This is a genomic window from Erythrobacter sanguineus (assembly GCF_900143235.1).
GTDB classification, from domain to species: domain Bacteria; phylum Pseudomonadota; class Alphaproteobacteria; order Sphingomonadales; family Sphingomonadaceae; genus Erythrobacter; species Erythrobacter sanguineus.
In genome coordinates this window covers 13523-39769 of the sequence record NZ_FRDF01000015.1, presented here as the reverse complement: position 1 = coordinate 39769, position 26247 = coordinate 13523, and the positions used below count along the sequence as shown (strand labels likewise).

Annotated in this window: 26 protein-coding genes and 1 tRNA gene; 13 read left to right on the top strand and 14 right to left on the bottom strand. The window is 64.4% G+C overall.

The genetic code is table 11. The features are described from left to right. Positions 1 to 7: 7 nt before the first annotated feature. The 4 genes from BUA05_RS12340 (at position 8) to BUA05_RS12325 (ending at position 3131) form a co-directional block, all read left to right on the top strand. Complete coding sequence (locus tag BUA05_RS12340) at positions 8 to 919, top strand: SDR family oxidoreductase (RefSeq protein WP_072675327.1); 912 nt, start codon at positions 8 to 10, stop codon at positions 917 to 919. Positions 920 to 1176: 257 nt separating this feature from the next. Next, the gene (locus tag BUA05_RS12335) at positions 1177 to 1434 is read left to right on the top strand and encodes a hypothetical protein (protein ID WP_143150314.1); all 258 of its coding nucleotides are present in this window, start codon (positions 1177 to 1179) and stop codon (positions 1432 to 1434) included. Positions 1435 to 1579: 145 nt separating this feature from the next. Beyond that, positions 1580 to 2392, top strand: a complete 813-nt coding sequence (locus BUA05_RS12330; protein ID WP_072675325.1) for a hypothetical protein — start codon at positions 1580 to 1582, stop codon at positions 2390 to 2392. 229 nt (positions 2393 to 2621) lie between these two features. Beyond that, positions 2622 to 3131, top strand: a complete 510-nt coding sequence (locus tag BUA05_RS12325) for a Rossmann-fold NAD(P)-binding domain-containing protein (protein WP_072675324.1) — start codon at positions 2622 to 2624, stop codon at positions 3129 to 3131. Between the two features lie 6 nt (positions 3132 to 3137). Here the strand turns inward: BUA05_RS12325 and BUA05_RS12320 are convergent, their stop codons facing one another. The 4 genes from BUA05_RS12320 to panC form a co-directional block, all read right to left on the bottom strand. Further along, complete coding sequence (locus tag BUA05_RS12320; protein ID WP_245790190.1) at positions 3138 to 4586, bottom strand: M20/M25/M40 family metallo-hydrolase; 1449 nt, start codon at positions 4584 to 4586, stop codon at positions 3138 to 3140. A gap of 40 nt (positions 4587 to 4626) precedes the next feature. Then, the gene (locus BUA05_RS12315; RefSeq protein WP_072675323.1) at positions 4627 to 7107 is read right to left on the bottom strand and encodes a zinc-dependent metalloprotease; all 2481 of its coding nucleotides are present in this window, start codon (positions 7105 to 7107) and stop codon (positions 4627 to 4629) included. 285 nt (positions 7108 to 7392) lie between these two features. Beyond that, positions 7393 to 7466: transfer RNA gene (locus BUA05_RS12310), tRNA-Gly, on the bottom strand. Positions 7467 to 7524: 58 nt separating this feature from the next. Then, a complete protein-coding gene (gene panC, locus BUA05_RS12305; protein ID WP_072675322.1) occupies positions 7525 to 8394 on the bottom strand; it encodes a pantoate--beta-alanine ligase in 870 nt (289 codons plus the stop codon). Positions 8395 to 8501: 107 nt separating this feature from the next. Between panC and BUA05_RS12300 the strand changes: the two genes are divergently transcribed. The 5 genes from BUA05_RS12300 to BUA05_RS12280 all read left to right on the top strand — a co-directional run bounded on the left by BUA05_RS12300 (position 8502) and on the right by BUA05_RS12280 (position 14524). Then, the gene (locus BUA05_RS12300; RefSeq protein ID WP_072675321.1) at positions 8502 to 9338 is read left to right on the top strand and encodes a division plane positioning ATPase MipZ; all 837 of its coding nucleotides are present in this window, start codon (positions 8502 to 8504) and stop codon (positions 9336 to 9338) included. A 4-nt stretch (positions 9339 to 9342) separates the two neighbouring features. After that, a complete protein-coding gene (locus BUA05_RS12295) occupies positions 9343 to 9645 on the top strand; it encodes a J domain-containing protein (protein WP_072675320.1) in 303 nt (100 codons plus the stop codon). Between the two features lie 87 nt (positions 9646 to 9732). Continuing rightward, complete coding sequence (gene pgmG / locus BUA05_RS12290) at positions 9733 to 11148, top strand: phosphoglucomutase/phosphomannomutase PgmG (protein ID WP_072675319.1); 1416 nt, start codon at positions 9733 to 9735, stop codon at positions 11146 to 11148. Positions 11149 to 11175: 27 nt separating this feature from the next. Next, entirely contained in the window at positions 11176 to 12012 is an 837-nt protein-coding gene (locus BUA05_RS12285) for a DUF2059 domain-containing protein (RefSeq protein WP_072675318.1), read from the top strand. Between the two features lie 43 nt (positions 12013 to 12055). Then, complete coding sequence (locus BUA05_RS12280) at positions 12056 to 14524, top strand: ligase-associated DNA damage response DEXH box helicase (protein WP_072675317.1); 2469 nt, start codon at positions 12056 to 12058, stop codon at positions 14522 to 14524. 7 nt (positions 14525 to 14531) lie between these two features. Here BUA05_RS12280 and BUA05_RS15045 read toward each other — a convergent pair whose 3' ends face one another. From BUA05_RS15045 to BUA05_RS12255, 5 genes are all read right to left on the bottom strand, one after another. Continuing rightward, positions 14532 to 14660, bottom strand: coding sequence for a hypothetical protein (locus BUA05_RS15045; RefSeq protein ID WP_281247024.1), 129 nt, complete (start codon positions 14658 to 14660; stop codon positions 14532 to 14534). A 383-nt stretch (positions 14661 to 15043) separates the two neighbouring features. Further along, complete coding sequence (locus tag BUA05_RS12270; protein ID WP_072675315.1) at positions 15044 to 15475, bottom strand: ExbD/TolR family protein; 432 nt, start codon at positions 15473 to 15475, stop codon at positions 15044 to 15046. Positions 15476 to 15507: 32 nt separating this feature from the next. Beyond that, positions 15508 to 16038, bottom strand: a complete 531-nt coding sequence (locus BUA05_RS12265) for an ExbD/TolR family protein (protein WP_178139185.1) — start codon at positions 16036 to 16038, stop codon at positions 15508 to 15510. Between the two features lie 132 nt (positions 16039 to 16170). After that, positions 16171 to 16950, bottom strand: coding sequence for a MotA/TolQ/ExbB proton channel family protein (locus BUA05_RS12260; protein ID WP_072675313.1), 780 nt, complete (start codon positions 16948 to 16950; stop codon positions 16171 to 16173). Positions 16951 to 17025: 75 nt separating this feature from the next. After that, positions 17026 to 17691, bottom strand: a complete 666-nt coding sequence (locus tag BUA05_RS12255; protein ID WP_072675312.1) for an energy transducer TonB — start codon at positions 17689 to 17691, stop codon at positions 17026 to 17028. A 431-nt stretch (positions 17692 to 18122) separates the two neighbouring features. Between BUA05_RS12255 and BUA05_RS12250 the strand changes: the two genes are divergently transcribed. Together BUA05_RS12250 and BUA05_RS12245 are read left to right on the top strand one after the other, a co-directional pair. Next, entirely contained in the window at positions 18123 to 18971 is an 849-nt protein-coding gene (locus BUA05_RS12250) for a hypothetical protein (RefSeq protein ID WP_072675311.1), read from the top strand. A 69-nt stretch (positions 18972 to 19040) separates the two neighbouring features. Then, positions 19041 to 20369, top strand: a complete 1329-nt coding sequence (locus tag BUA05_RS12245; RefSeq protein WP_072675310.1) for a homoserine dehydrogenase — start codon at positions 19041 to 19043, stop codon at positions 20367 to 20369. A gap of 5 nt (positions 20370 to 20374) precedes the next feature. Here the strand turns inward: BUA05_RS12245 and BUA05_RS12240 are convergent, their stop codons facing one another. Continuing rightward, on the bottom strand, positions 20375 to 20599 hold the full coding sequence (locus BUA05_RS12240; protein WP_072675309.1) for a hypothetical protein: 225 nt from the start codon (positions 20597 to 20599) through the stop codon (positions 20375 to 20377). A gap of 51 nt (positions 20600 to 20650) precedes the next feature. Further along, the gene (locus tag BUA05_RS12235) at positions 20651 to 21385 is read right to left on the bottom strand and encodes a hypothetical protein (protein WP_143736638.1); all 735 of its coding nucleotides are present in this window, start codon (positions 21383 to 21385) and stop codon (positions 20651 to 20653) included. Here BUA05_RS12235 and glpX point away from each other — a divergent pair. Continuing rightward, a complete protein-coding gene (gene glpX, locus BUA05_RS12230) occupies positions 21384 to 22400 on the top strand; it encodes a class II fructose-bisphosphatase (RefSeq protein ID WP_072675307.1) in 1017 nt (338 codons plus the stop codon). The genes BUA05_RS12235 and glpX overlap by 2 nt on opposite strands. Before the next feature lie 86 nt (positions 22401 to 22486). Here glpX and BUA05_RS12225 read toward each other — a convergent pair whose 3' ends face one another. Continuing rightward, the gene (locus tag BUA05_RS12225; protein ID WP_143736637.1) at positions 22487 to 22936 is read right to left on the bottom strand and encodes a hypothetical protein; all 450 of its coding nucleotides are present in this window, start codon (positions 22934 to 22936) and stop codon (positions 22487 to 22489) included. Between the two features lie 139 nt (positions 22937 to 23075). Between BUA05_RS12225 and BUA05_RS15040 the strand changes: the two genes are divergently transcribed. After that, entirely contained in the window at positions 23076 to 24296 is a 1221-nt protein-coding gene (locus tag BUA05_RS15040; RefSeq protein ID WP_084662667.1) for a flavin monoamine oxidase family protein, read from the top strand. A 35-nt stretch (positions 24297 to 24331) separates the two neighbouring features. On the opposite strand, the gene BUA05_RS12215 is transcribed toward BUA05_RS15040, so the two are convergent. Further along, a complete protein-coding gene (locus BUA05_RS12215; RefSeq protein ID WP_072675304.1) occupies positions 24332 to 25222 on the bottom strand; it encodes an alpha/beta fold hydrolase in 891 nt (296 codons plus the stop codon). Between the two features lie 37 nt (positions 25223 to 25259). Then, a complete protein-coding gene (locus BUA05_RS12210; RefSeq protein WP_072675303.1) occupies positions 25260 to 26186 on the bottom strand; it encodes a TraB/GumN family protein in 927 nt (308 codons plus the stop codon). Positions 26187 to 26247 lie beyond the last annotated feature (61 nt).

The following is a 26247-nucleotide window of genomic DNA, read 5'->3' as shown; positions in this document are numbered from 1 at the left end:
AGGGTCAATGGACGTATCGAAGCTGATGTTCCGTGAAGGCCTGATGGCGGGCGAGCGCATCCTCGTCACCGGCGGCGGCACCGGGTTGGGCCGCGAAATGGCGGAAGGCTTCCTGAAACTGGGTGCGACCGTCTATATCTGCGGACGGCGGCAGAACAAGCTGGATGAAACCGCGACCGAACTGACCGAAGCGCATGGCGCATCGGGCGGCCGGATCGTCGGCATGGCCTGCGACATCCGCGATGCCGACGCGATCCATGCAATGGTCGATGCGATCTGGGCCGATGGCGGCGCGCTGACCGGCGTGGTCAACAATGCGGCGGGCAATTTCATCAGCCGCACCGAGGATCTGTCGGTCGGCGGCTTCAACGCCATCGCCGACATCGTGATGCGCGGGACATTCTATGTCACGCTCGACATCGGCAAGCGTCTGATTGCGGAGCAGAAAAAGGCCAGCTTCCTGTCGATCCTCACCACCTGGGTATGGTCGGGCAGCGCCTTTGTTGTGCCGTCCGCCATGTCCAAGACCGCGATCAACGCCATGACCCAGAGCCTTGCGACCGAATGGGGCCGCTACGGGCTGCGCTTCAACGCCATCGCTCCGGGCCTTTTCCCGACCAAGGGCATGAACGCGCGGCTCTCGCCCGGCGGTCAGGGCGGCAATTCCAAGAATGATCTCAATCCGATGGGCCGTGCTGGCGAGATGCACGAACTTGCCAATCTCGCGGTGTTCCTGATGGGGCCGGGCGCGGAATATGTGAACGGCCAGACCATCGCCATCGACGGCGCAGGCTATCAGGCCAATGGCGGCACCTTCTACCCCATGCTCCACGCGCTGGGCGATGCCGAGTGGGAGGCGATGCGCGCGATGATCAAGGGCACCAACGAAAAGGACAAGGCCGACCGCGCGGTGGGCTAGGCCCGCCGAAGCAGGGCAGCTTGCTTCCCGCGTCCGGTCAGGGTGCTGCCTGTATTGCCAGCCGCTCATCTGCACTGGCGTAACGCCATTTGCTGCACGTTATGCCAGCGCGCCAGGATGCTGACGCATCATGCGCTGGAAATGCTCAAGCGCCGCACGGGCGTCGGCGGCTGATCTGGTGTCGGGGCGAGTTACGCCGCGTCGTGTGCGCAGCAAGCAAGTGCGCTTTGGCCAGACCGATTCTGTTACTCGTCCCGGTGACAATCGCGACCTTGCCATTGAAAGAGGGGGGTGCAGACGCGCTCATGCGGGCGGCATCCGATCATATTGTGGCAGGTCGTCGGCAATCGCTCACAGACGCGGACGGACTTGTGCGGCTTGAACTGGAGCGGCGGCTCGACGACCGGTTTGCGATTTTCATTGGCGGCGACATTTTCTATGGCGCACGCAGCGGCATATTCGGCCAGTTTTCGGATCGATCGAGGTTCGTGAGTGGGATCCGCTTCTCGCTATGACCTGAGCGGCAGAAACAGACTGAGCGGATACGGCCCGATTCCTGCTTCCGGTGCCGTGGGATGGTCTTCGCAACCATGACCCGATCAGGGCGTCACTGATGGTTCCTGCTCGACAATGTCTGGCGCTTCAACCAGTGACTGTCGCATGAAGTTCCTGCCGCATGCTCAACCTCCGGCCTGGCCGTTTCTGGCCTGGCTCTCTGCGGCGCTGGCCGGGGTTGTGGCGCCTGCCCTTGCCATGCTGCTGTTTGTGGAGGCACCTGCTCCGGCGCCGCTGGCCCTGATTGGTGGCCCGATACTGGCGTTAGGCCTGATGGGAGCCGGCATGATCGCAGCGGCCGCTGCCGGGCGCCTGTGGATCGGCGTTGTTCTTGCGCTCCTGACCGGGGCTGGCCTCATCCTGTTCGCGCAGGCACTGGGCATGCCACGCTTGGCACATCCGCTGTCAACCGGGCTGGCCCTTATCATCGCCAGCATCAGCTTTGCAGCGCGCGGCGCCCTGTTTGCCCGCAGCGCATCCGACAAGGGCTGGTTGATCGCCGTTGCTGTGGTCGCTGGCGAGGCTGCCATCCTGTTAACAGCCTCGGCCATGCCGGGCATGTTGCCGGATTGGCTGCTGGCCCTGTTGCCGGCGCAATGGGCCAGCACGGCGATCCAGACGGGGCTCACCGGCACCGGCATTGACACGCGCGCGGCAAGTTCTGCCTTGCTCGCCCTCGCCGGCACTGCGGCGGCGACGCTGCTGGTGGCCCGGCTGTGGCCACGTCGCTGGCCCTACTTGATCATGTTCACCGCGTGGCTCGGCCTGTCGGCGCTGGTCTGGCACCAGCCCGGCCCGCCGATGCCCGGCGCCGAACTTGCCAAGGCTGCGACGCCTTCCGGCCAATATGCAGCACGAAGCACCGACGCGGAACCGGATGCGGCTGCGTGCAGCGTCGCTGGGCCAGTCCATGATTGAGTCCTGTCCGCAGCGGGCGCTCGCGCGCCTTGATCGCATGCTTGCTTGCCGATTGGCGCGATAGCGATCCACCTTCTGAGGGGTTGAAGCTTCGGGAAGGTGCGCGCCCGGCACCGCTCACCATGTCTGCGGCACGTCCGTCCCGGTCGGCAGGCGCACAGCAAGCGATCGACAGCTTGCGGTGTTGACCCGTTGAAACCGGTGCAGCCTTGCGGCAATCCGTGATGCCATGACAATCGAATCTGAAAAGACCACCCTTGTCACCGGAGCATCTTCAGGCGTTGGCCTGTGGACCGCACGCGCCCTCGCCGCGCGGGGCTGGCATGTCATCATGGCCTGCCGCGAACTTCACGCCCGGTTCCACGCCGATACCAGGAGCATCTGCGCCACGGTCTACCCCGGCTGCGTCGCCGACACGCCGCTGTTCCACCACGCGCCCAGGGCTTTCCAGTCGATTTTTCCGTGGTTCCAGAAGAATGTGACCAGGGGTTATGTCTCCCAGCCATTATCGGGCGAGCGCGTGGCGCAGGTGATCGCCGATCCGGAGTTCACGACTTCGGGCGTCCATTGGAGCTGGGGCAACCGCCAGAAGCCTCACGCTCGCGCCTTCGCGCAACCCTTGTCGGCGAAAGCGGAAAAGTCGGCGAAAGCGGAAAACCCGCAGCGATCGTCCCGGCTGTGGGATCTCAGCGGCAGACTTGTCGGCCTCGAACGCCCTGCCATCCCGCAAAGCGCGTAGGGTTGGTCAGCCAGCCAGTTCCTTGAGCAGCCGGTACCAATGGTCGAGCCCGCCATGAAAGCTGTCCACCGACAGCCGCTCGTTGAGGCCGTGGGCGTACATGTCCTGCGGGCGGCTCGCCGCGCCCGAAATCGCGACCGTGGCATAGCCGCGGGCGCGGTAATGCATGCCGTCGGTGCCGCCTGATTCCATATAGGGTTGGATCGGCAGGCCCGGATAGCGCGCATCGATGGTCTTGCGCAGCGCTGCCATGACCTCGTCAGGGACAGCGGATTCCGGACTTTCCGTCACGTCGGTGACAAGCCTGAACTGCACCGCATCATTGGCGATCACCTGCTTGAGCGCCTCCTCGGTCGCTGCGGCGCCGATACCCGGAAAGATCCGGCAGTTGACCGTGGCGGTGGCGGATTGCGGCAGCGCGTTTTCAGCATGCCCGGCCTTGAGCATCGTGGCGACGCAGGTCGTGCCGAGCGTACCGACCGTTTCGGGATTGGCGCGCAGCACCGCGATCGCCGATTCGTCGGTAGGGTCGGCGGCAAAGCTGCGCATCGCTGCGCCCTGTTCGCCGGGCGTGATCTGCCCCAGCGCCCCGAGGAACGAACGGGTCAACGCGCTTGCCTGAACAGGGAACTGGTGATCGGCGATCCGCCGCAGCGCATCCGCCAGCTCGTAGATCGCGTTGTCGCTGCGCGGGCGCGAGGAATGGCCGCCGGGGTTGGTAACAGTCAGCTCGAAGGTCGCGAAGGTCTTTTCCGCCGCCTGCACCGCCATCGCCAGCGGGGTGCGGTCGGGGGCCAGCGTGATGCCGCCCGCGTCGGAATTGAGCACATAGGCCGGATCGATCACGCGCGCGACATAGTCCGCCTGCGCGCGGGTGGAGATCATCCCAGTCTCCTCGTCACCCGAGAACACCAGATACAGATCCCGGGCAGGCGTCCATCCTTCCTGCTTTAGCCGGATAAAGGTCTGGACGAGATTGGTGATGCCGTATTTGTTGTCACTGGTGCCGCGCCCGAAGAAATAGCCATCCTGTTCGGTCAGGGAAAAAGGCGGCAGCACCCAGTCCTCCGCCAGCGCATCGACCACGTCCATGTGGCCGAGCAGCACAATCGGCTTGCGCCCGTCCGGCTTGCCTGCGGCAAAGCGCACGATCAGGCCCTGCACCGGCTCGCCGGCACTGTCATAATCGCTAACTGCGATGTCGGCATCGGCAAAACCGCCCTGCTTCAGGCGGGCCACCAGATAGGCGACCATCTCGGGAGTCTTCGCCTGCCCGCGCGCGGTGCGGATCGCGATGATGTCGCGGTATATCTCGAACGCCTGCTGCCCATCCGCCGTCAGGGGCGCGCGGTCAGCAGCTTTCGCCCCGCCGACCGATGCCAGCAAGGCCGCGGCGAGCGCCAGCGCAGTTCCGGTTCGCATCCATTGGCTCTGGATCATGCGTGGCTTGCTCATGCCTGTCGTTCCCCTGTTCGTGCCGGGCCTATGCCAGCGCTCATTCGCTGACCGTCAGGAGACTGGACAGGTCCATCCAGTTATCCTCGCCGATCGGATCGCCCGGCGGCACACGGGCCATGCGCGGCAGGCTGGCCGCAAGCTGGGCTCGCTGATCGGGATCGCGCAGCCGCCGCGACAGGGCAAGCGCCCAGGCGCGTTCGGCCCCGCCGGCCTTGCCCCGCGCCAGCGCATTGCCAACGTCGTTGAGCTTCTGGTCGAGCGCGGCGGCCACCTCCGGCGTGGTGTCGGGCCGGTGCGCGACCTGCGCCATGGTGGACAACGTGCGGTAGGCGATGCGGCGCCCAAGGTCGTCCCCGGTCGAGGCCAGCACCATGTCGGTCAGCCGGTCCAACAGTTCGGTCACACCCAGCGCGGCAGGATTGCTGTCGCCTTGCAGCACCAGCCGCGCCAGCCTGCGCGGGGCGAGCAGCGTCTGCACGGTCAGCTGCGCCGCGGCATCGGCGGCAACCAGCGGATCGAACACCGGGCCGCCAGCAGTGGCGAATATTTCAGTTTCATACTGGCGATCAGTGCTGCCGTTTTGCGCGGCCGAAAGCAGCGGCACCAAGGCGGGCGGCACGCGCAAGGCCTCGGGCCGCAGCGTCGCCAGCGCCGCATCCAGCGCCGCCCGCTGCGCTTGCGGAGCAACCGGCTTGGCCGTCTCGCGCCCGCCGCCATTGACCGCATAGACAAAATCGAGCCCGCCGATCTGCTTGGCCGCTGCCACCAGCTGATAGCGGTGCAAGAGCCATAGCGGAACGAACCGGCGGCGCAGGTTCGACACCGGTTCGCCGGGGGTCAGCGCACCAAGGCCAAAGCGGGATAGCGCGGCACCGCGCACCGCCATCAGCCGACCCAGCTCGGCAACCGGATCGGCGCCATCGTCCCACAACCCGCCCCAGGCATAGGCAGCGTCAGGCGCGCGGGCGTTGTCGTCCTTCACATAGCGGAAGCGTGTCGCCGCTTCGGCTGTTTCGCGCTCGTCCGCCCCGGCATAGAGCCAGCGCACGGTCGCGGTGTCCCAGTCCCCGATCCCCTTGGCATAAGCATCGGACAGGTCGGGCTTGCCATCGGTCAACCCGATGCGCGGCGGCGGATAATCCATCACCGAGGCGCGGTCTTGCGTGCTGGCGGCAAAATTATGGGCGAAGCCCAGCGTATGGCCAACCTCGTGTGCGCCGAGCTGGGCCAACCGGTCGAGTGCGACCTTTACCGGATCATTGGGCCCGCCACTGTTCAGCTCTGAGGCACCGACCAGCGCTTGAAAGATCTGGATGTCCTGCCGCGCCCGCAATGAGCCCAGCACCACCATGCCCTTGACGATCTCCCCGGTGCGCGGATCGACAATCTGCTGGCCATAGGCCCAGCCGCGTGTGGCACGGTCGACCCAATTGACCATATTGTAGCGCACATCGAGCGGATCGGCCCCTTCGGGCAGCATTTCAACGCGGAAGGCATCGATAAAGCCGGCCGCGTCGAAGGCGTCGGCCCACCAGCCGATTCCTTCCAGCAGTGCCGGACGGATTGCCTCGGGCGTGTTACGATCGAGATGGAAGACAATCGGCTTCTTCACCAGCGAACGGAGCGCGGTCGGATCGACCTTTTCCAACCGGAAGCGGTTGGCCATGTCATAGACGACCGGCGCGCCCATCGGCGCGGAGAAATCCACCGCCTGAGTCGCAATACCGCCCAGCCGCGGATCGAAACGGCGCGGAACAAAGCCCGGCTCGGGCAGGCGCACAAAGCTGTGGTGAACGATGAAGGTGATCTTGCCGGGATCAGGAACAATGTTCTCGACCTCGGCGCCCGGCCTGTCGGAGACATAGGTCTGGACCGCGTCCACCTCAAGATTGTCGGGAAACACCCTGACCGAGGCTGGATCAGCAAGGCTGAGCTTTTCCTCCAGCTTGAACCCCTTGCCACCGATCGCCGTCGCCGAACCGATGCCGAACGGGTCCTGATCCTGGTTAAGCGAACCAGCAATGCCCAGCGCATCCAGCACGAGGAAAGGCGCGATGTCGATCACCAGCCGGCCATCGCTCAGCGTTTCGGCGATATTGGTCAGCCAGACCGTAGAGGTTCCGAAATCGCTGGCCACCGCCTTTTGCCGGTCGGGACCGCCGGCGCTCGCCCGGAAACGGGGGTTTTCGAACTGCACCGCAACCTTGCCGCCGATCCGCCGGAATGCAAGCAGCTGGGTGTTGCCGGTGCGACCGCGATCAAGCGTCAGCGGCGCCGAGCCGAGCCCGGTCTTGAGAGCGGTGCTGTAAAGCAGGCGCAGCGCCACGCCGTCCTCGGCCGGGCGCGGCAGTGTCAGCAGGATGCGCCCCTCGGCGGCATCGGTGCGAACCGGCAACAACCCGGTCTCTCCAGTCGGCACGGCGATCCCCTGTGAATCAGCCCTGGCGCCGAGCGGCGCAAGCAGCACGGACAGGGAAAGCAAAAGCACCGCCAGGCGCACGTTTCGCGTCTTTCTCATCGATCCACCCAGATTGCTCAAGTGCCCCAGACCCCATCGCCAAGCTTGATGTTCGGCCAAGAACCACAAAAGCTCAAGCAGGAATACTGCCGCAGCCGCCCAGCCGTCAGCGCGTGGATGAGAACCCTCGGAAAAGCCACACCGGTTTTCCCGCCCCCCAGCCGATGGCAAGGGATCGAAATCGGCCGGCAAAACCACTCTGTCACCGGAGACGCGGCGTCCCGAACCCATGACTGCGTGCCGGAATGTCGGTTTCTGCGGCTTTTGGGGGATTCTGGAGGATTGTGGAGCGGGTAGCGGGAATCGAACCCGCATAGCCAGCTTGGAAGGCTGGAGCTTTACCACTAAGCTATACCCGCCCGCTCGCTTGCGCCAATGCCATCAGGCAAGGGCGTGCGTCAACGCCGTTTTGGCCAATCAGGCGCTGCGAGGCTCCGCCGGCATGTTGTCGATCAGCCGTGTCCCGCCGATCCGTGCGGCCACGAGCAGGCGCGCAGGTGTATCGCCCAGTGCCTTGAGCGGGGCCAAAGAGACGGCATCGGCCAGCACAGCATAATCGATACTGTCAAAGCCTGCGGCGATGAGCGCTGCCTCCAGCCGCTCCAGCGATAGCACGACATCGGAACCGTTCTCGATCGCGGCGATCGCCGCCTGCATCGCAGCCGGAAGCGCTGCCGCCGATCCACGCTGCGCTGGCGAAAGGTAGCGATTGCGGCTCGACATGGCCACACCGTCCACTTCGCGCATGGTCGGCACGCCGATGATTGCGCCGACATGCGGGCGGGTAAGGTCGAGATCGCGCGCCATCGTCCGGATCACGGCGAGCTGCTGGAAATCCTTCTCGCCGAAAAACGCCATGTCGGGCTGGACCTGGTTGAACAGCTTCAACACCACGGTTGCCACCCCGTCGAAATGGCCGGGCCGCGCCGCGCCGCAAAGGCCTTCGCTCACGCCTGCCACACTGACATTGGTGGCAAAGCCCGCCGGATAGATTTCCTCCACCTGCGGCGCCCATAGCAAGGCGCAGCCCTCACCCTCCAGCATCGCCGCGTCCGCCGCCAGCTGGCGCGGATAGGCATCCAGATCCTCGTTCGCGCCGAACTGTTTCGGGTTGACGAAGATCGAGGCGACCACGTGATCGGCCGCCGTCCGCGCGCGGCGCACCAGTGTCAGGTGGCCTTCATGCAGCGCGCCCATCGTCGGCACCAGCGCGATTCGCCCCGCGCCTTGCTGGCGCAGCACATCAAGCGCATTTCTCAACACATCACGCGTTGTCGCAATTTGCACGGGCCTTCCCCTGCCGATAGAACCGGCGGCATCCCTAGCCGCGCCGCTCTGCTTTTCAAAGCGGGGGCGGGACGCCGCGGCGCAAGAACAAGAGGTTTTCGTTGATTATGGCCAGCACTGCCCCCGCACGGCGGATTCCCGGCAAGGCCCACCGCATCGTCTTCGCCAATGAAAAGGGCGGCACCGGCAAATCGACCACTGCCGTCCATGTCGCGGTGGCGCTGGCCTATCTGGGCGCGCGGGTGGCATCGATCGATCTCGATCCGCGCCAGCGCACCATGCATCGCTATATTGAAAACCGCCTGGCGACGCTGGAAAAGCGCCGCCTGACCCTGCCAACCCCCGATTGCGAGGTGTTCCGCGGGGAAACCCCCGAAGAACTGCTCGCGGCGATCAGCCGGCTGGAGGCGACCTGCGATTTCCTCATCATCGACAATCCCGGACGCGATGATCCCTTCGCTCGCATCGCAGTGGAGAACGCGGATACGCTGGTCACGCCGATGAACGACAGCTTCGTCGATTTCGACCTCATCGGGCAGGTCGATGCCGAGACCTTCAAGGTGAACAAATTGTCCTTTTTTGCCGAACTGATCTGGGAAGCGCGGATGAAGCGCAGCCGCATGACGATCGAACAGCAACGCCCGGAAATGGACTGGATCGTGGTGCGCAACCGCACCGGCCATGTCGAGGCGCGCAACATGGTGCGTCTGCAAAAGGCGTTGACCGAAATGGCCAGACGGGTGGGTTTCCGGGTGACGCAGGGGCTATCGGAACGCGTGATCTATCGCGAACTCTTCCCGTCGGGCCTGACCCTGCTCGACAAGGGGCATCTGGGTGAGCTGGGCACCAGCCATCTGATCGCGCGGCAGGAATTGCGCAGCCTGGTCAAGGCGCTGAACCTGCCCGAATTCGCGCGCCCCCAGAACGCGCTCGAACTGGCCTGACCGGATGTTGCGCTATGTCGTTCTGGCGGCTGCCGTGTGCCTCGCATGCCGCTGGGCGCTGGGCAAATGGCCATGGGATTACCTGCGCGGCCCCTCGACCCGCATATCGGCGCTGAGGCGGGCCCGCAGCCTGCTCGGGGTCGAAGCCGGCGCGAGCCGCGAGGAAGTGATTGCCGCGCACCGGCGGCTGGTCGCACTGGTTCATCCCGACCGCGGCGGGACCACGCCGGCGATGCAGGAAGCCAACGCCGCGCGCGATCTCTTGCTCGCCGAACTGCCGGCCCCGGGCGCAGGAGACGGACGCTAAGCCAACCTGAGGTCATCCCAGGATTGACACATTTGCGGCCCAGTCGCAGGCCACAACGGCATCGCAAGACAAAGGAAGCTGCCTCTCATGCAACACCAGTTCCACCCTACCGTTCTGCGCGAATACGACATTCGCGGGATCATTGGCGAAACGTTGGGTGCCGATGATGCGCGCGCGATCGGCCGTGCGTTCGGCACGCTGCTGCGCGAGGCGGGCGGAAAGACCGTGGCGGTGGGTTATGACGGGCGGGTCAGCTCGCCGATGCTTGAACATGCGCTGGTCGAAGGGCTGACTGGCAGCGGCTGCGATGTCGTGCAGATCGGCCTCAGCGCGACCCCGATGCTGTATTATGCCGAGGCGTCAGCCGAAGACGTGGATGGCGGCATTCAGATAACTGGCAGCCACAATCCCCCCAATTACAACGGCTTCAAGATGGTATTTCTCGGCCGGCCGTTCTTCGGCGCCGATATCCAGAAGCTCGGGAAACTGGCAGCAGACGGGGCGTTCGCCAGCGGCATGGGCGAAGTCACCACGCGCGATATCATGGGCGAGTATGTCGAGCGCCTGCTCGAGGGATTGGCCGGAATCGATCCCGCCAGGCTCGAAACCCTGCGGGTTGGCTGGGATGCCGGAAACGGCTCTGCCGGCCCCGCTCTCGAAGCGCTCGCCGCCCGGCTGCCCGGGGAACATCACCTGCTGTTTACCGAAGTTGACGGACATTTTCCCAACCACCATCCTGATCCGACTGTCGAGGCCAATCTGGCTGATCTGCGGGCGCTCGTCGCCGCAAAGAACCTCGATTTCGGAGTGGCTTTTGACGGGGATGGCGACCGGATCGGAGCGATAGACGGCACCGGAAGGGTGATCTGGGGCGATCAGTTGCTGATGATCTATGCCGAGGATCTGCTCAAAACCCGCCCTAATGCGACGATTATCGCCGATGTGAAGGCCAGCCGCGCGCTGTTCGACCGGGTCGCGGAACTGGGCGGTGAGCCGCTGATGTGGAAGACCGGCCATTCGCTTATCAAGTCCAAAATGAAGGAAACCGGCGCCCCTCTGGCCGGCGAGATGAGCGGGCACGTGTTCTTTGCCGATGATTATTATGGCTTCGACGATGCGCTTTATGCAGGTGTCCGGCTGCTGGCGGCGGCGGCGCGACTGGGCAAGTCAGTGACCGAGTTGCGGGCTGCGATCCCGCCGATGCTCAACACGCCCGAAATGCGCTTTCAGGTCGATGAGGCGCGCAAGTTCGCGGCGATGGCCGAAATCGCCGCGCGACTTACCACCAATCCCGGTGCCGAGGTCGAAAGCGTCAATGCCACCGATGGCGTGCGCGTGAACACCGCCGATGGCTGGTGGCTGTTGCGCGCCTCGAACACGCAGGACGTGCTGGTAGCCCGCGCCGAAAGCGAGAGCGAGGAAGGGCTCGATCGGCTGCTCGCCCAGATCGACGCGCAGCTTGCATTATCAGGGCTGGAACGCGGGCAAAGCGTGGGGCATTAAGGGCCTGAAACCCAAGGGAGGATCACAATGATACGACGCCGGATTATTGCCGCTGTCAGCGGGCTGGCCGCGCTGGCGCTGGTGCCGCAGCCGCTTGCTGCGCAGGACCCCGCAGCCACCAATGCCGCGCAGATGACCGAAGTGATGGATATGGTCGCGCAGATATTCCAGGCCGAGCCGCTTACGCCCGAACAGGAAGCGCGCCTTCCTGCGGCTGGTGCCCTGACCGCGACCATGCTTCCCGAAGGCTTTTATGCCGCCATGATGGGCGAGATGATGGACGGCATGCTCGCCCCCATGATGGGGATGTTCGGAGGCGAAGGCGGGGCATTGCTGGTGCTGCAATCGCGGCTTGGCGTCGATCCGGAAGTGCTGGATCAGCTCCCGACCGAACAGCGGATCGAGCTGGCGACCCTGCTGGATCCCGGCTTTGTCCAGCGCGGAGACGTGATGAACGAGATGATGCGCGGTGTCATGGCCGAGGCTGCAGTAACCATCGAACCGCTGTTCCGCGAGGGGCTGACCAAAGCCTATGCCGCGCGCTTCGATGCGGCCCAGTTGGCCGATATCGGCGCATTCTTCGCAACACCCACCGGCGGGCTTTATGCCAGCGAGAGCATGAAGCTGATGGCAGATCCGCAGGTCATGGGCGCCAGCATGCAGGCGCTGCCTGCGATGCTGGCCAGCATGGGCGACATTACCGCCAAGCTGGAAGCGAAGATGGCTGCGCTGCCACCCGAAAAATCGTGGGCCGACCTGACTACGGCAGAACGCGCACGGCTGGCAGAGGTGCTAGGCATCCCAATGGATGAGCTTGAAGACAGCGTTTTCGATCCGGCACCGGACGTGAGTGAAGTTTACTGATCGGCGCTTGCCCGCGCCAAGGCGAGCGGCCACACCGCGAGGTGTGACCGCCGATGACGCCGCCCTCCCGCCAGAAGTTGCTGCGTGGTTTGCTGCGCGCGGCTGGCGTTTGCGGCAGCATCAGCGCGACATGCTCGAAAAGGCCAGCTTAGGCCGCGATGCATTATTGGTGGCGGACACTGGGGCGGGCAAGACGTTGGCGGGATTTCTGCCGACGCTGTGCGCCTTCGTGCCGTCCGCCGGATCGCTCCCGCCAGAGGGTTTGCACACGCTTTATGTCTCGCCCTTGAAGGCGCTGGCGCAGGACGTGAAGCGGAACCTGATCGCGCCCATTGACGAGATCGGCCTGCCCATCCGCGTCGAGACGCGCAGCGGCGATACGCCGTCGAACCGCAAGAAGCGCCAGCGCGAACAGCCCCCGCACATCCTGCTGACCACACCCGAATCGCTATCTCTGCTGCTGTCCTATCCCGAAAGCGCTGAGCTGTTCGCGGGGCTGCGGCGGATCGTCATCGACGAGGTTCACGCCTTCGCCACCGACAAGCGCGGCGACCTGCTGACGCTGAGCCTTGCGCGGCTGCATGCCATTGCACCAACCGCGCAACGGGTCGCGCTGTCCGCGACACTGGCCAACTCTCGCGGTTTCCAGGAATGGCTCGCCCCGCAAGGCGCAGGCAAGACTGGCGAAATTACCGCTGCCGATCTGGTGCTGGGCGAGCCGGGAGCCGACCCGGAGGTTGAAATCCTGCTCCCCGTCGAAGAACGCGTGCCGTGGGGTGGGCATGCCGGACGCTGGGCGGTGCCGCAGCTCTACCAGGCCATCAAGGCCAACCGCACCACGCTGATTTTCACCAACACGCGCTTTCTCGCCGAATTCATTTTCCAGTGCCTGTGGGAGGAAAACGCCGATCATCTGCCCATCGGCATCCACCACGGCAGCCTTTCGACCGAAGCCCGCCGCAAGGTCGAAGAGGCGATGGCGCGGGGGGAACTGCGCGCGCTGGTATGCACCGCCAGCCTCGATCTGGGGGTGGACTGGGGGGATGTTGATCTGGTGGTGCAGATGGGCGCGCCCAAGGGATCATCACGCCTGCTTCAACGGATCGGGCGCGCAGGGCACCGGCTGGACACCCCCAGCCGCGCGGTGCTGGTGCCCGGCAACCGCTTTGAATTCCTTGAGGCCATTGCCGCCAAGCAGGCGGTCGATCAAGGCCAGCGCGATGGCGAGGCGTTTCGTCCCGGCAGCCTCGATGTGCTCGCCCAGCACGTGATGGCCTGCGCCTGCGCCGGGCCGTTCCACGAGGATTCGCTGCTGGCCGAGGTGCGCAGCAGCCTTGCCTATAGTTGGGTGGATGAAGCAACCTTTGCCCGCGTTCTGAACTTCGTGTCGAATGGCGGTTATGCGCTCAAGGCCTATGACCGGTTTCAGCGGATTGTGCGGGACAAGGCGGGTGTTTGGCGGCTCGCCCACCCCAATCAGGCGCAGCGCCACCGGATGAACGCCGGGATCATCGTCGATTCCGAAATGCTCACCGTGCGCTTCAGGAACGGGCGCAGCCTCGGCAAGGTGGAGGAACGGTTTGCCGCGCAGCTTTCTCCCGGAGACACGTTCTTTTTCGCCGGCATGAGCCTTGAGGTTGAAAGCATCAAGGACATGGACGTGGTGGTGCGCGCGGCGAAGAACAGCGCCACCATCCCGAGCTATGGCGGGCTGCGGCTGCCGCTCACCACGCATCTTTCCACCCGTGTGCAAGGTCTGCTGGCCGACCGGGCAGGCTGGGGGCGGTTCCCCGATGATGTGCGCGAATGGCTGGAGATGCAGGATTATCGCAGCCGCCTGCCCGCGCCGGGCGAATTGCTGGCCGAAAGCTTCCCGCATCAGGGCAAGCATTACACCGCCTATTATACCTTTGAAGGGTGGAACGCGAACCAGAGTCTGGGAATGCTTATTACCCGGCGGATGGAGAGCCGCGGGCTGTTGCCGGGTGGGTTCGTCGCCAATGATTATTGCCTTGCGGTGTGGGGGCTGAAACCCGTCACCGATCCCGCGCCGCTGCTGTCGCCCGACATCCTCACCGAGGAATTCGTGGAATGGGTCACCGAAAGCCACCTGCTGCGCCGCGCCTTTCGCGAAGTGGCGGTGATCAGCGGGCTGGTGGAACGCCAGCATCCGGGGCAGCGCAAGACCGGCAAGCAGGTCACCTTCTCGACCGATCTGATCTATGATGTGCTCAGGAAATACGAGCCGGATCACGTGTTGATCGAGGCCGCATGGGCCGATGCGCGGGCGCGGATGACGGACGTCGGCCGGTTGGCGGACTTGCTCGAACGCTCGGAGCGCGAACTGGTGCATGTGACGCTCGACCGAGTGTCGCCGCTGGCGGTGCCAGTGATGACGATGATCGGGCGCGAGGCGGTGCCACAAGGCGCGGTGGACGATGAACTGCTGCTTGAGGCCGAGGGGCTGATCGCCGCAGCGATGCGGCCTGATCCGCTGCCTGAAGACGACTAGCGGGCGATCAGTCGAGCGTGCGGTATTTTTCGTTGCCGACAAAGGCGAAGCTGGTTGCGCCCTCTTCCTTGATCAACGCGATGGTGCGCGCCGCGGCATCGTAGCTGACGAAAGCATCCGGTTCGAAACGCAGCACAGGCTGCTGCCCAAGCGCACTGGCGGCAGCGACCTGTGTGCGTAACTGGCCTTCCGAAACGGCGCCGCCATTCCATACCAACGGTCGGCGGAATCGATCATGATGGCGTTTTCAGCGGGCACCGGCAGCACCGGAGGCTTCGGCTTGCCCGGCAGGTCGACCGGAGTGACGTTGACCGGCATCGGCATGGCAAGGATCATCACAATCAGGACGTTGCCTGACGCGTACCGGTATGCGGTGCGCAACGGATTGGTCGCGCTGGCTCAATGTTCCGCAAATGTTTCACGTGAAACATTGTGCGGGGGCCGCGAGAAAGGGGCGCTGCGATCGCTCGCAACGCCCCTTTGGACTACTCTTGAGGTACCCTGCGGCGCCTCTGAAGCTTACTTGCCGAAAGTGCGGTACTTCTCGTTGCCGACGAAGCCGAACTTGGTCACGCCCGAGGACTTGATATCCTGCAGCACGCGGGCCGAGATTTCATAGCTCGCGAGCGCTTCGGGCTCGAACTGCAATTCGGGCTCGGTCGACATCCGGGTGGTTTCGGCCAGCAGCGTAATCAGCTGGCCTTCGTTCACCGGGGTGCCGTTCCACAGGATCTGGTCCTGATCGGTCAGGATCAGCTTGTTCTTGATCGGATCGACAACCACATCCTGCGGCGGCGGGTTGCCCTGCGGCAGATCGATGTCGACCGAGTGGGTCGCCACCGGGATGGTGATGATGAACATGATCAGCAGAACGAGCAAAACGTCGATCAGCGGCGTCATGTTCATGTCGATCATCGGTTGGCCGTCGAGCTTTCCTCCGGACATACCCATGTCAGTTACTCCTTAAATCGCGTGATGCCGGATCAGCCGTTCGGATCGACCGGGTTCGAAATGAACCCTACGGTCGGATAGCCGGCGGCCTGCACGTTGTAGATCGCCCCGGCGACGCAGCGCCACGGCGCGTTGACGTCGCCGCGGATGTGAACCTGCGGGATAAGATCGGGCTCGCGCATGATGGCTTCCGGGCCACCTGCACGGGTCACGATGTTATCAAGCCGCGTAAAGGCCTGGTCGTAGAGCTCCTCCGACGTCACGGGCGTGATGTTGTTGAAGTAGACCCGGCATTCACCCTGTCGCGATGCGCCAGTGAAACCCGGTTCCCCTGCGCTGCGACCGTCGGCATCGGTGGTGCTGATCGTAAGCAGCAGGTTTTCCGCCTTGTCCTTAGATTCGATCGATTCGAACACCGGAATTTCCAGCTTCTCGATCGTCTGGATCGCCACCGGAACCGCGATGAGGAAGATGATCAGGAGCACCAGCATCACGTCCACCAGCGGCGTGGTGTTGATGTCGGACATTGGGGTATCGGCCCCGCCTCCCGTCGAAATCGCCATTGTGAATTCCTACCTGTGTCAAAAATCTTGACTTGAAAGCATCCGTCGCGCCTGCCGCAGCGGGCAGGCCGACCGGCGGCCCGGCGGAGCCTGCACGCTATGGGCGCACAGGGTTCCGCCGGAACCTTCCGATCAGGACTTGGGAGCGGTCGCGACGCCGCCGGTGGTGGTGGCGGGCTTGGCCGGCTTCGTTGCCGGAGCCGCCGTCGTCGGGGCTGGCTTCACCGCACCGTTCGAGTTGATGAAGGCGAGAATGTCGGTCGAGAAGCTGTTGAGCAGCTCGCTGATCCGGCGGTTGCGCGACTGCAGCCAGTTAAACGCAAGCACCGCAGGCACAGCGACGAGCAGACCGATCGCGGTCATGATCAGTGCTTCACCGACGGGGCCCGCGACCTTGTCGATCGATGCCGAACCGGCGATCCCGATGTTGATCAGCGCGCGGTAGATCCCGATCACGGTGCCGAGCAGGCCGATGAACGGCGCGGTCGCACCGACCGATGCGAGGAACGGCAGACCGCCCGAGAGCACCGCGTTGATCGAATCTTCCGAACGCTGCATCGACCCATGCATGTAATCATGCGATTCGAGGCTGTCGGTCATCTTGCCATGCTCGTCCTGGGCCTTGACCGCATCATCGGCGAGCTGGCGCCATGCGCTGTCCTTTTCAAGCTTGGTGGCGCCTTCACGTAGGCTGCCCGCACGCCAGAAGCTGGTCTGCACGGCCTTGTACTGCTTCATGATCTTGTTCTGCTCGAACAGCTTGGTGAACAGGATGTAGAACGAGCCGACGCTCATGATGATCATCACGGCAAGGATCGACCAGGCAACCGGGCCGCCTTCCTTCATGGCTTCGACGAAGCCGAACTTGTTTTCGGGTGCCTCGGCAGCCGCGGCGAGAATGATAAGGTTCATTGCGAGTAGTCCTCTTGAAAGAATTGTCCTGGTGGTCGCGGCCTTCTCCACCAAGGCCGTGACCGGATTGGTCCGTCAGTTCAAACGATAGGTGATCCGCGTCGCGTAGCCGCCGCTGGTCGGGTTGCCAGCATCGTCAAGCGCCGGTTCGAACCGGGCATAACGTTCCATGCCGGCGCAGGCGGCCTTGTCGAGGATATCCGAACCGCTGGAGGCGGTGACCGAACAGCCGGTGGCGCGGCCGTCGGGCGTCACGGTGACGCGCACGCCGACGGTGCCCTCGATTTCCTCGCGCAGGGCGCGGGCAGGATAGTTTTCCTGAATGCGGGACGCCCAGCTACGCTCGTTCTTGGTGCGCGCACCGCGTGCCTTGGACGGCGCGGGCGGAGGCGCAGGTGGCGCGACCGGCGCAGGCGGCGGAATCCGCAAAGCCGGCGGTGACGGCGGCGGAATCGTCGGCTGCGTCTGTATCGGCGGCGGAGCCGGGGCGATGTTGATCGGCGGCGGCGGCGCGACCGGCGGCGGCGGCGCCACATCCGGTTGCTCTGGCGGCGGCTCGTCCGGTTCCTCAGGGGGCGGGGGTTCCTCGATGTCGACCGTAGTCACCCGCTCGACGACCTGCTTCACTGCATTGATAGCAAGGCCGGTGACGAGGAGGTACCCGATCAACAAATGGATCACCACCACGATGCCGATGGAAACGACCCTGTTTCCACTCTGTTGTTGGTCAGCGTAGGCCATCCAGTCGCTTTCTCTCCAATTTCAGGCCGGACAAGATGCCCGGCACAATTACCGCCCGCCGACCAAGCACGCCGGCAGGCAGATCCCGTAAATTTCAGTCCTCCCATGCCGGGAATTGAGACCGCGAGCGCGCAATGGCACCTTATCGCCTCGTCCAACCCCGACTGGCACGCACTCCACAAAGCCGCATACGCGGGCATTCGCACAAATGCACAACCATACCCACCGCGCGGCAATGTCCCCAGTCCCGTGCGATCAGCTTTCGGGGCTTTAACGAGCAAGCCCTACCCAATCAAACGCTTTATCGGTTCAGGGCGGATTCACTGCGCGCAATGTGCAATGGAGGGTGTTAGAAACGACGCAGGAACCAGCGGGTGAAAGCAGCAATGAAGCGACAGGTTAACTGGAAATTAAGGTGTTTTTCCAAACGTATGGCGGTGCATTGGGTCGCGGCGACCGGGTTGACCCTTGGTTCTTCCGCGGCCTTTGCCCAGTCCCCTACGGCGTTTGCCCCAGATGCGCCTGATGGGCCGACCTATGCCGATCTGGCCACGCTTTCGAATGCCGCCGACCTTGTCATTCGTGCAAGGATTCGGCGCCAGACGGCGCTCAAGCCGGAACGCGCGCCCGGTCTCGCCCCCGGATTCGCCCGCCTCTATATCGAGGCACAGACAGTTGCCCTGATCGCCGGCCGCAGCGCGGTGGGTGAGAGCCTCGCCTATCTCGTCGACATGCCGCTTGATGCCAGGGGCAAGGTGCCCAAGCTGAAGAACCGCGAGATGGTGCTGTTCGCCGATATTGTTGCGGGCCGCGCGGGCGAGGTGCGGCTGGTCAGTCCGGCGGCGCAGCTGGCCTACACGCCCGCACTCGAAGCGCAGCTGCGGCCGGTGCTGAACGAGGTCTATGCCGCCGATCCGCCGCCGCGCATCACCGGGATCAGCGATGCACTTGCCGTGCCCGGAACGCTGGCGGGCGAATCGGAAACCCAGATATTCCTTGCCACCGACGACCGCTCGCCGGTTTCGATCACGGTCCTGCGCCGTCCGGGGCAGCGGGTGCAATGGGGCGTGTCGTGGGGCGAGATCATCGATTCGTCCGCTCGCCCGCCCGCGCCTGAAACCCTGCGCTGGTATCGGCTTGCCTGCGCGCTGCCACCGCAGCTGCCGAGCAACGCCAATCTTGCCCGTGACCCTGTGCCACGGCGGCTGGCAGCAAGCGATTATGCCTTCGTGATCGAGGCGCTCGGCCCATGCGAACGGCGCATCACCAAAGGCGAGTAAGCCGCAAGGCGGGTTGACCACGCGCAGAGGCAGGTTAAGCGCGCTCTCCGACAACGTCTGGAGGCCCGCTTGACCACCACCGCCCCGCTTCGCACTGCCCCTCTTCGGATCGCCATCGCCGGTCTCGGCACCGTCGGCGCCGGGGTCATCCGGCTGCTCGCCACCAATGCGGGGATCATCTCTGCCCGCGCGGGGCGGCGAATCGAGGTGGTGGCGGTAAGCGCGCGCGATCGGAGCAAGAATCGCGGGGTCGATATCAGCGGCTTTGCATGGGAAGACGACATGAGCGCGCTCGCCCGGCGCGATGATGTCGATGTGGTGGTGGAACTGGTCGGCGGGTCTGACGGTCCGGCGCTCGCGCTCTCGCGCGCGGCGCTGTCGGCAGGCAAGGCTCTGGTCACTGCCAACAAGGCGATGATCGCGCATCACGGGCTGGAGCTGGCCGAACTGGCCGAGGCCAACAACGTTGCCTTGAAATTCGAAGCGGCGGTCGCGGGCGGGATCCCGGTGATCAAGGGGCTGCGCGAAGGCACCAGCGCCAATGCGCTGACCAAGGTCTACGGCATCCTCAACGGGACCTGCAATTATATCCTCTCGACCATGGAGCGCACCGGGGCCGATTTCGCCGATGTGCTGGCCGAAGCGCAAGCGCGCGGCTTTGCCGAGGCTGATCCAGCCTTCGACATCGAAGGCGTGGACGCGGCGCACAAGCTGGCGATCCTTTCTGCCATCGGCTTCGGCACGCGGGTGGATTTTGCCGGCGTGCGGGTGTGCGGTATCACCCAGGTGCGCGCTGCCGATATCGCACAGGCCGATGCGCTGGGGTTCGTCATCCGCCTGATCGGCGAGGCCGATGTCGAGGACACCGAAGATGGCCCGCGCCTGCTGCAACGCGTGCGCCCGTGCCTTGTCGCCAGAGGCCACCCCTTGAGCGCGGTTGACGGGCCGACCAATGCGGTCGTGGCCGAGGGCAATTTTTCCGGACGCCTGCTGTTTCAGGGGGCGGGCGCAGGCGACGGGCCGACCGCGAGTGCGGTCGCGGCAGACCTGATCGATATTGCCCGCGATGAAGTGGGCGCGCCGTTCTCGATTCCCGTGGCACAGCTCGCCGCCTTGCCCCCTGCCGAACCGGGCCACCGGACCGAGCGCACCTATATCCGCTTCATGGTCAAGGATCGCCCCGGCGTGCTGGCCGAGATCACCGCCGCGATGCGCGACGGCAATGTGTCGATCGAAAGCCTGATCCAGCAAGGTCGCGGCAACGCAGCGGGTGAAGTGATGGTGGCGATGGTGACCCACGAAGGGCAGGAAGCCAACGTGTCCGCCGCGCTGACACTGCTCGAAGGATCAGAAAGCCTCACGGGTGAACCGCTGGTGCTGCCGATTTTGCCGCTCTAGCGTAGCTACCCGTCGCCGGGATCGGCCTGCCGAGTTTCGGGCGGGCCCAGTTCCGCTTCGATCCGGGCGCGTTGCTCGGGTTTCAGCGGCGTCATGCCATTTTCATTTTCATTTTCATTTTCATTTTCGTGCTGCAGCCGCCCGCGCGCCACCCGCTCCGCATCGGGTCCTGCCAGCAGGAGGGGAAACGCTTCGACAGTGATGGTCCAGCGCCGACAGGAAGGCGCCATGCCGCAAGCAGCATGGCGAGCGATCACGCAGTGGCCGTCACCCGCCCGGCCTCATTTCTTCTTTTTCTTTGGCCGGGGCGGAACAGTGGTCTTGATCCCCATCGCCTCGCGCCGCGCCTTTTCTTCTTCCTCGGACAGTTCGCGGTCCTCGTTCAGCGGCGGAAGGCCGCGGGCAATCCGGTCGGCGTCGGAACCGGAGGGGGCCTTGGGCAGGGCTTCGACGTCGATGAATACCGCTGGAGGCGGCACCCCGCCAAGCCCGATGCCCTTGCCGTTATCGGCGATGCCGAACATGTCTGGCGGCGGCACTGTGCCCTTGAAGGCGGTTTCCTGCGCATAACGCTTCTGCGCTTCCTCGCGGCTACCGCTTAGTGAATTGGTGCCATCATCGCCGATCTGGCGGCACACCACGATCTCGCCGCTGATCGTGCCGGCATCGGCGCGGTCTTCACATTCCTGCGCCTGTGCCTGATTCACGTCGCCCCTTGGGACGGTGACCATGATGTTGATGGGTCGGCGTTCCTGCGGTTGGGCGGGCTCGGCCGGCGGCGGTGTCGCGCCTGATGTCGCAGCGCTGTCATCCTGCGCTGCCAATGGTTCTGCAAAACCCACCATGAAAAGCGGCGCCGCAATCAGCGCAAGCGCCGACATGGCGGTACGAAAACCCGGCACGAAGCGCGTGGCATTGCTCGACAAACCCGTCTCCATCAGCTTATGCGCCGGGGCAAGAATAGTCTGGACGCTACGAGAGCAGGCACCAGAGCGATAAAGGGCTGAATTGCGCATGAACTCGCCAACCGATACCGACCTCCTTGCAAGCAAGCAAGCCGGGAGCGAAAACGCGATCCAGCGCGTGCTGGTGCTGGAAATGGTGCGCGTCACCGAAGCGGCAGCGATTGCGGCGGCGGAACTGATCGGGCGCGGCGATGAAAAGGCGGCCGATGCCGCGGCCGTCGCGGCGATGCGCAAGGCGTTCGACAATCTCTACATGGACGGCACCGTGGTGATCGGCGAGGGCGAACGTGACGAAGCGCCAATGCTGTTCATCGGCGAAAAGGTCGGCATGGGCAAAGGCCCGAAGATCGACATCGCGCTGGACCCGCTTGAAGGCACCACCATCACCGCCAAGGCAGGGCCCAATGCGCTGGCAGTGCTGGCGGCGGCAGAAGAAGGCTGCCTTCTCAATGCGCCGGACGTCTATATGGACAAGCTCGCGGTCGGCCCAGGCTATCCCGAAGGCATCATCGACCTCGCCAAGTCGCCGACCGAAAATGTCATGGCGGTCGCCGCGGCCAAGGGCTGCAATCCGTCGCAGATCAACGTCTGCGTGCTCGACCGGCCGCGTCATGCGGAACTGATCGCCGAATTGCGCAGCATCGGCTGCGGCGTGGTGCTGATCGGCGACGGGGACGTGGCCGGCGTGATCGCGGTGACCGACGAGGATACCACGGTCGACATGTACATGGGCCAGGGCGGCGCCCCCGAGGGCGTGCTGGCGGCGGCCGCGCTGCGCTGCGTCGGCGGGCAGTTCAACGGGCGGCTGGTGTTCCGCAACGACGACGAAAAGTCGCGCGCCCGCAAGTGGGGCATCACCGATCTCGACCGCATCTACAAGCTGGAAGACCTCGCCAAAGGCGATTGCATCTTTGCTGCAACCGGCGTGACGTCAGGCTCGCTGCTCGACGGGGTCAAGCGCCGCCGCAAGCCGACAGGCGAAGTCTACATGACCACCGAAAGCGTGGTGATGCGCGCTTCTTCTGGCACGGTGCGGTGGATCAGAGGTGAGCACCGGATCGCCTGATCGGCTTGTAGGAACAGGGGTCGCAACAAGCGCGGCCATGACATTGGCGATCAGCCGGACGAACGGGCGTCAGGCCGGTCCGTTGCCTAGTTCTCGGCTGCGCGCTGGGAATGAAAGAAGTCGATCTTCCAGTCCCCGTTCTCGCGAATCAGGACAGCGGATTCGAGCCAGCGAACCGGTTCCAGATCGGGCGGGATGCCCACACTGCCGACATTCTCCCAAGCCGACCACGCCACGTCGCATTGCAGTTCTGTATCGATCGCGCCCAGCGACCAATTGATCTGCACACCCTGTGCGTGAGCGTCCTTGATGACATCGAAAAGCTCTGGCCCATCGAAGCGTTTGCCAACGTCAAACGCGTAGAATGACCCGGTGACGAGCCGCTGGAAGGCCCCCTGATCTTCCTTGCGAAGCGCATCGAAGAAATCATGAATGGCCCGCTCGATCTCGGCCCGGGCATCGTCCCGAGACGGGCAATCGGCTTGTCGGGCATGAACGCACCCCGTCAGCGCGAAGGTTGCTACAAGGACAAGCAAAGGCCTGAAAAACGTCATCCCCGAGAATTGCGCTCGTGAAGGGGCAAGTCAATGCCGGTCGCCCGGCACGCCCACTGGAACCGATCACGGTTTTGCTCCATTCGGATACAGCCGATGGGCGCAAGGCAGAGACGATGCAATGATGGATCGGAGAACATTGCTGGCCGCAATCTCGGCACATCTTGCAATCGGCAGCCCGGCCTTGCGACACCATGCCGGGATCGGACAGCCTCTCGCCGGGTACTTGCGGACCAACTGGAGCAAGGATCCGCTCTCGCTGGGATCATATTCCTATGCGGCGAAGACTGCCAAAGCGGGCGACAGGCTTTCCCTCGCAGAGCCGATCGCCGAAGCAGTGTTCTTTGCTGGCGAGGCCTGCCATCCCGATTATGGCAGCACCGTTCATGCGGCCTATGAATCCGGCGTGATCGTGGCGAAGGCGGTGGGCCGGACCTCCCATGAACGGATTGCCATTATCGGCGCAGGCATCAGCGGACTGGCTGCCGCGCAGGCGCTGGCGAAAGCGGGCCGCACAGTGACAATTTTCGAAGCGCGCGACCGGATTGGAGGGCGCATCCGGACTTCGCATGCTCTGGGCGTTCCGCTCGATCTTGGCGCCAGCTGGATTCATGGGGTCGACGGGAACCCCCTTGGCGAACTGGCAGACGCGATCGGCCTCAAGCGCTTCGGGATGTCTGACAGCCACGTGGTGCGCGATGGCCAGGGCCGCAAGGTGAGGGCGATGGCCCAACCCGATTGGCTGTTCGAAGAGGTCGAAGCGCAGACCGCTTTCGGGGCAGACCCGGATCTTGTCGATGCCGATGCCCTTGAAGGCAATGATGGCTATGGCGGGGGTGATGTGGCCTTTGCCAGCGGCTATTCGGCACTCCTGAAAACGCTGGAAGGCGATTACGATGTCGCGCTTTCCAGTGCGGTCAGCCGCGTCAGGATCATGGCGGCAGGCGTTGCGCTTGACGTCGAAGGGCAAGGCCTTCGGGCCTTCGATGCCGTCATCCTTACCGTTCCCCTGGGCGTGCTGAAGGCAGGGGCCATTGGTTTCGACCCGCCATTGCCAGCCGGCAAACTCGCTGCCATCGGGCGTTCGGGAATGGGTGTCCTCGACAAGCTCTATCTTCGATTTGATGCTGTCTTCTGGGACGACGCAACCTGGATCTACACCCCGGAAACGGGCTTGCCGCGCGGTCAGTTCAACCTGTGGCTCAATCTGCACCCCTATCTGGGCGCACCCGTTCTGGCGGCATTCAACGGAGGCTCGGCCGCGCTTGCGCTGGCGAACCTCGGCGATGATCAGGTGGTCGGGCAGGCGCTTGATGTCCTGCGCCGCGCCTATCGGGGGTAATGGCCTGATCCTGTGCTGCCTAGATCCTGTTCGGCTTATCTGCCGCGCGCGTGGGTCACGATCTCGCCTGCGACCTGCCCGATCAGTTCGGGCGGGATGTCATGGCCCCAGCCGGGGATCGTCACCAGCCGTGCGCCCGGGATCGCCCGCGCAGTGTCTTCGCCCGCCTCAAGCTTGACCAGCGGATCATCCTCGCCATGCAGCACGAGGCTCGGCACGCGCACATCGGCGAGGCGTGAACGGCGGCAGCCATCGTCGATGATCGCGGCGAGCTGTCGCGGAAGGCCCGGCGGATAGACACTGCGGCGGACATTGCGCAGCACCTTTTCGCGCTGCTGGTGAGGATCGAAGGGAAAGCCGGGGCTGCCAATATTGCGCGCGACGTTGAGCCCGTGGGCAACCAGCGCCTCCTCGTCCATGCTTTTGAGCGGCGCGATCAGCGCGTCCATCGCGTGCTTTTCGGCCTGCGGCAATTTGCCATTCCCGGTGGTCGACATGATCGAGGTGAGGCTGAGCAAGCGTGGGCCGTGATGCACCGCCATCAGCTGCGCGATCATTCCGCCCATCGATGCGCCCACGACATGCGCCGCCTTGATCTCCAGCGCGTCCAGCAGGCCGATCCCGTCATGCGCCATGTCGGCAAGGGTATAGGGCACGCGGGCCGGAAACCCGATCTTCTTGCGCAGCACCTGCATCGCAAGGCCGGGCGCGCGCGCGCCTTCCATCTTCTGGGACAGGCCGATGTCGCGGTTATCATAGCGGATCACGCGGTAGCCTTCGCTCACCAGCGCTTCTACCAGTTCATCCGGCCACAAGGTCAGCTGCGCGCCAAGGCCCATCACCAGCAGGATCACCTCGTTCGAGGGGTCTCCGTGGTCCTCGTAGAAGATTTCGATCCCGGTATTGGAGGTGGTGATGGTGGGCATTGGTGATCGGGCCTCTCGCACTGGTGCTTTGCGAGGGTTACTTCCACGCCGGGCCGGAGATGTCGAGGCCTTGCGCTTCAAGCCGGTCAAGCACGCCGTCGGATTCAGCCAGCACGCGCAAGGGCGCCACGGCAAGCGTAACACCCGGTTCAGCCTGCGCGCGGTTTATCGCTTCCACCCAGATCGTGCGCAATTCGCTGCCGAGCGTCTCGTCCGCCCATGGCCAGCATTGGCCCAGTGCCTGTTCGAGCGGGTTCGCCATCACCGCCGGAATATCATAGCGCCGCCAATCCGCACCGCGCTGTTCGACGATATCGGGGCCAGCCTCAACCGCATCCATCGCCGCGGTCAGGCAGGGGATGTGGGCCGCAGGTTCGGCTTCGGCGAGGTTGTCGATCAGATCCTCGCCGCGCAAGGTGGCGGCGCGTTCAATCGGCACATCGGCCTTGTCAGCGGCCTTCTTGACCACATCAGAAGCATCATCGGTGGTGTCGCGGTTGAAGCGCAGTTCCTTGCGCAGCATCTGGAACGAGGTGAGCAGGAAGCTCTTGCGGGCATAATCCTCGTCATGCGCCTCGCCCAGCGCTGCCAGCCGCGCCCATTGCGCGTCGCTTAGATATTTGCTCGCTTCGGTCTTGTCCGGCAGTTTGGTGAACTTGGAACCGCTGAACATCAGTCGCAGCACATCACCCGGAGAAATCTTGGGCCGCGCGCCAAGGATCACCCGCTGCGCTTCGGCGGTGGCATCCTTCAATCGGTCAGGCTGCCACGGGGTGGTCTTGGGGATCGCGCGGATCTCTCCGACGAGGATGATCGTGCCAGTGGGCGTATCAATCGTCCACATCGGCGCGCCGGAACGCTGGGCGGTGACGACGATGGAATTTTCGGATGCGGCGGGGTCCTGGGCGGTTGCTGCCTGCGGGATCAACGCGATAAGGCAAAGAAGAGGGAGGATTTTCTTCATCGGGGGCGCCCTCGGATAATGGTCGGCACGCTTGGCTAGAACGCATCAGATGAACCCCGAC